Origin of the sequence: Bacillus sp. JJ1566 (genome assembly GCF_036962685.1) — a bacterium.
GTDB lineage: Bacteria > Bacillota > Bacilli > Bacillales > Bacillaceae_L > Ferdinandcohnia.
In genome coordinates this window covers 20,918-28,030 of sequence record NZ_JBALOP010000007.1, presented here as the reverse complement: position 1 = coordinate 28,030, position 7,113 = coordinate 20,918, and the positions used below count along the sequence as shown (strand labels likewise).

The window sequence follows — 7,113 nt, the reverse complement described above, 5'->3', positions numbered from 1 at the left end:
CGTGTGGGCCTAAAAAATCGGGCGCAAATACGCCAAGGCGTATTTGATTATCAATCGTATTTGATTTGATTTACTGTTTTTTCATCTAATCGTTTAATTACTTCAGCAATTAGTTTCACAGCATTTTCATAATCATCACGGTGAAGAATACCGGCATGTGAATGAATATAGCGTGTTGCGATTGTAATTGCTAAAGAAGGGACACCTTCAAGGGTAATGTGAATGGTTCCCGCATCCGTTCCACCACCAGCAATCGCATCAAATTGATATGGAATATTCATTTCATCGGCTACTCCCACTACAAAATCACGCAGGCCTTTATGGGAAACCATCGAAGCATCATATAAAATGATTTGCGGACCTTCTCCCATTTTACTCAATGCTTCTTTTTCTGAAATTCCAGGGGTATCACCTGCAATTCCAACATCAACGGCAATTGCAATATCAGGCTTGATCATTGTAGCGGCCGTTTTTGCACCACGAAGACCAACTTCTTCTTGAACAGAACCCACTCCATATACTACGTTTGGATGATCTTCATTTTTTAAATACTTTAATACATCGATTGCAATCGCACAGCCAATACGGTTATCCCATGCTTTTGCAAGTAGCATTTTTTCATTATTCATGACTGTGAATTCGAAATATGGGACAACTTGGTCACCAGGCTTCACCCCAAATTCAAGGGCTTGCTCTCTACTTGCTGCACCAATATCGATGAACATATCTTTGATTTCAACAGGCTTCTTACGTGCATCAGCAGATAAAATATGTGGTGGTTTTGAACCAATTACACCGGTAATATCCCCTTTACTAGTAACAATGGTTACACGTTGTGCAAGCATAACCTGTGACCACCAGCCACCAACTGTTTGAAAACGTAAAAATCCTTTTTCATCAATCTGTGTTACCATGAAACCGACTTCATCTAAATGTCCAGAAATCATAATCTTCGGACCTGTTGCATTTCCTTCTTTTTTCGCAATTAAGCTTCCTAATCCATCGAACGAAATTTCATCAGAATATGGAGTTATGTATTTTTTCATGACTTCACGAGGCTCTCGTTCATTACCAGGAATACCCTTTGCATCGGTAAGATCTTTTAGCATCGTTAATGTTTCATCAAGCTTTGCCATTTTCCCAACACCTAACTTTCGTTAATTTGACCATTTCATTATACAGAAAATAGTGGCAATTGGGCAATTTTGTCTCCATATTATTTCGTCCCACTTGAACCAAATCCGCCTTCTCCTCTTTCAGAAGATGTCACTTCCTCAACCTGCAGCAAGTTTACCTGAGCTACTTCGGCAATCACCATTTGTGCAATCCGCATTTGTTTTTCCACTACAAAGTCATTTTTTCCATGATTAATTAAGATGACCGCAATTTCCCCACGGTATCCCTCGTCAATTGTTCCAGGACTATTTAAAACTGTTACCGAATGTTTAAGTGCTAAGCCACTTCTTGGTCTAACTTGTGCTTCGGTTCCAGGTGGCAGTTCTATTTTAATTCCCGTCTTAATTAACCCAGCTTCACCTGGTTTAATTATTTTTTCTTCGGCAGAGAATAAATCTAAGCCCGCATCACCTGGATTTGCTTGCAACGGAAGCCTTGCATCCTTGTTTAGGAGCATTACTTTTAAGTTGTATGTCATGTAAAAATCCTCCTCTAGGAAAAAATTATAACAAATTTTTAATAACTTGAAACCTTTTGGGGAGGTAATTCGTATATGTTGGCAGATTAAAAATGGAGGGAGTCCCCTTATGTTTGTCCTACTTATTCGTTTTGTCATCATACTTTTAATCATTTTTTTATTATATCGGATCTTCAAGTACGTTCTGAATCCAAAGAGGAAGCTTGAGCTCGCTCAAGAAAAACGAGAATTTTACTGGCTTGATGACCAGGCAAATGTCCATAAAAATTTTTTATTAACGTATAAGGGCGTTTTATTTGAAGGGGAAAAATATTTAGGATCTACACAGAAATCGTTTGAGGTTGTCTCCATCTTTGTTTGGGCAAAAAAAGACAATCTTAAGGGATTAACCTACACAGATTTCCAGTACATTGAACGTAGAATTAGTGAAGTGTATCCTCATGCTAAAATTGATTGGAAGAGCCCGATAAAAGAACTCATAAAGGAAAACAGTCGTGAACGATGATTTCATGACTGTTTTTTATTTTATTGATAAGACCTATCTGCTTTAGAATTAAAAAATTCATGCCATTTAATAATGACTTGTTTTTCTCTTAATAGATAGAACAAGAGAGTAAGTGCAAGAAGTATCGCGAGAATCACAGTTGTAGAGAATTCACGGATAAATTGACCAAAAACGGTGTAGAGAAGAGCTACAGGGATATTTGAAATGAAGGAGCCTTTGGCATATTCTCGAAAGTTTCTTGTGACATCGATGATACATAAGGATAAAAGATGAAAATTAATAACAGGAATAAGACGTAAGATTGCAATTTGCCCAATGGTAAAATTCACTTTGTCGCCTAACCATTTTTGCTTGAGTAGATTTATTTTTTTTGACAACTTCGGAACCTGCCTATATAAAAAATAAAAAAGAATGCTGAGCATGGTTAAGCCTATTAGGGAATAGATTGTTCCAAAAGCGGACCCAAACAAAATTCCTCCGACGATACATATGACTGGCACCGGTATAAAAAAGAACGGCCGGATAAGATGTATCCCTATAAAAATAACGGGTGCCAGCAGTCCAGTGGATTCAATAAAAACGAACAACAGTGTCATTGTATCATCCAAATGAGCAACTCACCTCTTTCGATAAGATTCTAAGAAAAAGTGCTAATTAAGCATATACAATCGTACAAGTTGTTATGACAAGTTAAAGGAAATATAAATGTAAAGACCTAGTGTAAGTATAGTTAGTAATGGTAGGAGAATAACAAATTGTTTATGCTTTGTCTTATGGCGAAATTGCTTCATACCAAATGTTTCTCCAAGAGCTCCGCCTAAAATAGCGACAATCCAAATATGTTTTTCTGAGATGCGCCACTTATGATTCTTGGCTCTGTTTTTGTCGATATACATAAGTAGGAATCCATAAATATTTAGGATTACATAGATTATTAGAATTGAGTACATTAGATTTCCCTCCTTTGGGGCGCAAACTACGCCCTATGGTCATTATTTTTGTTCTATGGCTATTATTTCAATTCTATGGTCGATATTTTGATTCTATGGTCGTTATTCCATTTCTATGGCCGTTAGCTAAATCAACAAACAAAAAAGGTTACTCTCATTTTACAACGGGAGTAACCTTTTTACCTAAACTTATTTATTGTCTAGCTTCAGCGACTAGAAATTCGGGAAACTTCAACCTCTCCGGCAGAGGCAAAATACGCCTCTTAGTCGAAGTCTTCGACGCACAGGATGTGCTAGTGCCGACGTTGCCACAGGACGTGGCGATTGTAGTCGGCCAGTTTCCTCATTTCTGATCAAGTCGCTTACGCATTTCTATTTTATTTTAGGTTGCTTTTTGCAACAGTTGCTAATTCTGCGAATGCTTTCTCATCGCTAACAGCTAGGTCAGCAAGCATTTTGCGGTTTACTTCGATACCAGCTAGCTTAAGTCCGTGCATTAAACGGCTGTAAGAAAGACCGTTCATACGAGCAGCTGCGTTGATACGAGTAATCCATAGCTTACGGAAGTCGCGTTTCTTTTGACGACGGTCACGATAAGCATACATTAATGATTTCATTACTTGTTGGTTTGCAACTTTATATAAAGTGTGTTTTGAACCGAAATAACCTTTAGCTAATTTTAATACCTTTTTACGACGTTTGCGTGTAACAGTTCCGCCTTTTACTCTTGGCATTTTGTTTCCCTCCTAGAATCTATATCAATCATTCATCGATTATTTAATGTTGTCTAACATATGGCGAATACGTTTGAAATCGCCTTTGCTTACTAGTGAAGCTTTACGAAGCTTACGCTTTTGTTTCGTAGTTTTATTTCCGAATAAGTGGCTTGTATATGCTTGTGAACGTTTCAGTTTACCAGATCCTGTTTTCTTAAAACGCTTTGCACTTCCACGGTGTGTTTTCATTTTTGGCATAGGGAGTTCCTCCTCAATTCATTACTTTTCAGTTTTAGGTGCTAGTACTAAAAACATGCTTCTTCCATCCATTTTTGGATGTGATTCTATAGTAGCAACTTCAGCACAAGCTGTAGAAAAACGATTTAAAACACGTTGACCGATTTCTTTATGTGTAATCGCACGACCTTTAAAGCGAATTGATGCTTTAACTTTGTCACCTTTTTCAAGGAATTTAATTGCGTTGCGAAGCTTAGTATTAAAATCATGCTCATCAATTGTTGGACTTAGTCTAACTTCCTTGATGTTAATAACCTTTTGGTTTTTACGAGCTTCTTTTTCCTTCTTCTGTTGCTCAAAACGGAATTTTCCGTAGTCCATGATACGACATACAGGTGGTTTCGCGTTTGGGGCAACCAATACAAGATCAAGATTTGCTCTAGTAGCAATCTCTAATGCTTCATTTTTGGATTTAATTCCTAGCTGATCACCATTTGGACCAATCAAACGAACCTCACGGGCACGAATGCCCTCGTTTACCATCATGTCTTTGCTAATAATTAGCCACCTCCAAGGTTTTTTAAAGAATGCCTCGTTTGAAATCTTGCGCATTTTACAGATTTGAGACAAACAAAAAAGTGTGAATGTATACACACCCACACTATTACAATTCATTTACACAATAATGATTAATGAACGTAAGACCTACCAACTGCAAATTGCGTCAATCAGGTGAGAAGCGGGTGCTTCTACTTTATCAAACAAGTATTCAATTACCTTCAATAGTATAACATTTCTGATGGTGTCTGTCAAACAGTGATGCTAGAACAACACAACGAAGTTTATTCTAGCATGCACTTTTATCTTTGACAAGACCTTTTTATCCCGCATTAACTGGCAGTAAAATCCAACCTCAAAATTTCATGGTATTACAGGCAAGTCTATTAGGGATTAACTGCCAGTAAAAGCCCGATTTTTAGGAACAAAGACTAAGCACGCCACGTCCTGTGGCAACGTCTTTGTGACCCACATCAAGTGGGCCTCAACTAACATTTCGTGGGGATGAACCTTCCCACGAAATGAAGTTTCACTTTATCTTTTAACTTCCTGTAGGATATTTGCAAGGAATGTTTCAAAGGCAAGAGTCTCTGATTTTTGTTCGCCATATCTGCGGACGTTTACTGCATTTTCCTCTTTTTCATTGTCCCCTACAACAAGCATAAATGGAATTTTTTGCATTTGTGCTTCACGAATTTTATAGCCGATCTTTTCATCGCGGTCATCAATTTCTACACGTAAACCTTCTGCTTGAAGTTTCTCTTGAACACTCTTCGCATACTCTAAATGAGCGTCTGGAGATACTGGAATGACTTGAACTTGAACAGGTGCTAACCAAGTTGGGAATGCGCCTTTGTATTCTTCGATTAAATAAGCAACAAAGCGTTCCATTGTTGATACAACACCACGGTGGATAACGACTGGACGATGTTGTTTTCCATCCTCACCAATATAAGTTAAATCAAAGCGTTCCGGTAATAAGAAGTCAAGCTGAACAGTTGAAAGTGTTTCATCTTTTCCAAGCGCTGTACGAACTTGAACGTCAAGCTTTGGACCATAGAATGCTGCTTCACCTTCAGCCTCAAAATAATCAAGACCAAGGTCATCCATCGCAGCTTTTAACATTGTTTGAGCTTTTTCCCACATTGCATCATCATCAAAGTATTTTTCAATATCAGCAGGGTCGCGATAAGAAAGACGGAAGCTGAAATCCTTAATATCAAAATCTTTATAAACCTCTAAAATAAGATTAACAACACGTTTAAATTCTTCTTGAATTTGATCAGGACGAACGAAGATATGCGCGTCATTAAGTGTCATCCCTCTAACACGTTGTAGACCAGATAATGCTCCACTCATTTCATAACGGTGCATTGTTCCTAATTCAGCGATACGAATTGGAAGCTTACGATAGCTGTGAATGCCATTTTTATATATCATCATGTGATGAGGACAGTTCATTGGACGAAGAACAAGCTCTTCATTATCCATTTCCATGACAGGGAACATGTCATCTTGATAATGGTCCCAGTGACCTGAAGTTTTATAAAGATCGACATTTGCAAGAACAGGCGTATACACATGGTCATAGCCAAGTCTCACTTCTTTATCCACGATATAGCGTTCGATAACACGACGAATTGTCGCACCTTTTGGAAGCCATAATGGTAAGCCTTGACCTACTTTTTGTGAGTTCGTAAATAGGCTAAGTTCTTTACCTAACTTACGATGATCCCGTTCTTTTGCCTCTTCAAGGAAGTGAAGATGTTGCTCAAGGTCTGCTTTTTTAAAGAATGCTGTTCCGTAAATACGTTGAAGCATTTTATTGTCACTATCACCACGCCAGTATGCACCAGCAATGCTTAATAGCTTAAATTCTTTAATTTTTCCAGTAGAAGGAACATGAACGCCACGGCAAAGGTCAAAGAATTCACCTTGCTCGTAAATAGTTAATGTATCGCCTTCTGGAATATCCTCAATTAACTCAAGCTTAAGCTCATCACCAATCTCTTCGTATCGACGAATCGCTTCGTCTCGTGAAACCTCAACACGGTGAATTTCAAGATTTTCATTGACGATTTTCTTCATTTCTTTTTCAATTTCAGGTAAATCTTCAGGTGTTAAAGACTTTTCCATATCAATATCATAGTAGAAGCCATTTTCAATAACCGGGCCCACACCAAGCTTAACGTCTTTGTATAAACGCTTAATCGCTTGAGCCATTAAGTGAGCTGTACTGTGGCGCATGATCTCTAATGCTGCATCAGTATCTTGGGTAATGATTGCAATCTCACCATCTTCATGGATTTCTGTTCGCAAATCGATTTCATTGCCGTTAAATTTACCAGCATATGATTTTTTCTTAAGTCCTGGGCTGATTGAGCCCGCAATTTCTTCTGTTGTTGTTCCTTTAGGAAACTCCTTCACTGCTCCGTCTGGGAATGTAATTTTTACTACATCTGACATCAGTTTCAACTCCTTTGAAATTTAAAG

At 38.0% G+C, this 7,113-nt stretch carries 9 protein-coding genes and 1 other annotated feature; of the genes, 1 reads left to right on the top strand and 8 read right to left on the bottom strand.

Annotated features, from left to right (window positions below; genetic code table 11):
• Positions 1–50: 50 nt before the first annotated feature.
• Both V7112_RS04300 and dut read right to left on the bottom strand, forming a co-directional pair.
• Positions 51–1,136, bottom strand: a complete 1,086-nt coding sequence (locus V7112_RS04300) for a M42 family metallopeptidase (protein WP_335415936.1) — start codon at positions 1,134–1,136, stop codon at positions 51–53.
• 80 nt (positions 1,137–1,216) lie between these two features.
• Positions 1,217–1,654: a dUTP diphosphatase gene (gene dut / locus V7112_RS04295; RefSeq protein WP_335415934.1), complete on the bottom strand. Its 438-nt coding sequence runs from the start codon at positions 1,652–1,654 to the stop codon at positions 1,217–1,219.
• A gap of 109 nt (positions 1,655–1,763) precedes the next feature.
• Here dut and V7112_RS04290 point away from each other — a divergent pair, with 109 nt between their 5' ends.
• Positions 1,764–2,159 carry a sigma-w pathway protein ysdB gene (locus V7112_RS04290; RefSeq protein WP_335415932.1) on the top strand — a complete coding sequence of 132 codons (396 nt, stop codon included), beginning with the start codon at positions 1,764–1,766 and terminating at the stop codon, positions 2,157–2,159.
• Between the two features lie 20 nt (positions 2,160–2,179).
• On the opposite strand, the gene V7112_RS04285 is transcribed toward V7112_RS04290, so the two are convergent.
• The 6 genes from V7112_RS04285 to thrS form a co-directional block, all read right to left on the bottom strand.
• Positions 2,180–2,755, bottom strand: coding sequence for a TVP38/TMEM64 family protein (locus tag V7112_RS04285; RefSeq protein ID WP_335416385.1), 576 nt, complete (start codon positions 2,753–2,755; stop codon positions 2,180–2,182).
• Between the two features lie 84 nt (positions 2,756–2,839).
• Entirely contained in the window at positions 2,840–3,109 is a 270-nt protein-coding gene (locus V7112_RS04280; RefSeq protein WP_335415931.1) for a DUF1294 domain-containing protein, read from the bottom strand.
• A 377-nt stretch (positions 3,110–3,486) separates the two neighbouring features.
• Positions 3,487–3,843, bottom strand: coding sequence for a 50S ribosomal protein L20 (gene rplT / locus V7112_RS04275; RefSeq protein ID WP_057999469.1), 357 nt, complete (start codon positions 3,841–3,843; stop codon positions 3,487–3,489).
• Positions 3,844–3,882: 39 nt separating this feature from the next.
• Positions 3,883–4,083, bottom strand: a complete 201-nt coding sequence (rpmI, locus tag V7112_RS04270) for a 50S ribosomal protein L35 (RefSeq protein ID WP_335415928.1) — start codon at positions 4,081–4,083, stop codon at positions 3,883–3,885.
• Positions 4,084–4,104: 21 nt separating this feature from the next.
• Positions 4,105–4,623, bottom strand: coding sequence for a translation initiation factor IF-3 (gene infC / locus V7112_RS04265; protein WP_335416383.1), 519 nt, complete (start codon positions 4,621–4,623; stop codon positions 4,105–4,107).
• Positions 4,624–4,688: 65 nt separating this feature from the next.
• Positions 4,689–4,823, bottom strand: a sequence feature (ribosomal protein L20 leader region).
• A 331-nt stretch (positions 4,824–5,154) separates the two neighbouring features.
• Positions 5,155–7,086 (bottom strand): threonine--tRNA ligase, encoded by a 1,932-nt coding sequence (thrS, locus tag V7112_RS04260; protein ID WP_335415925.1) that lies wholly within the window; start codon positions 7,084–7,086, stop codon positions 5,155–5,157.
• Between the last annotated feature and the right edge of the window lie 27 nt (positions 7,087–7,113).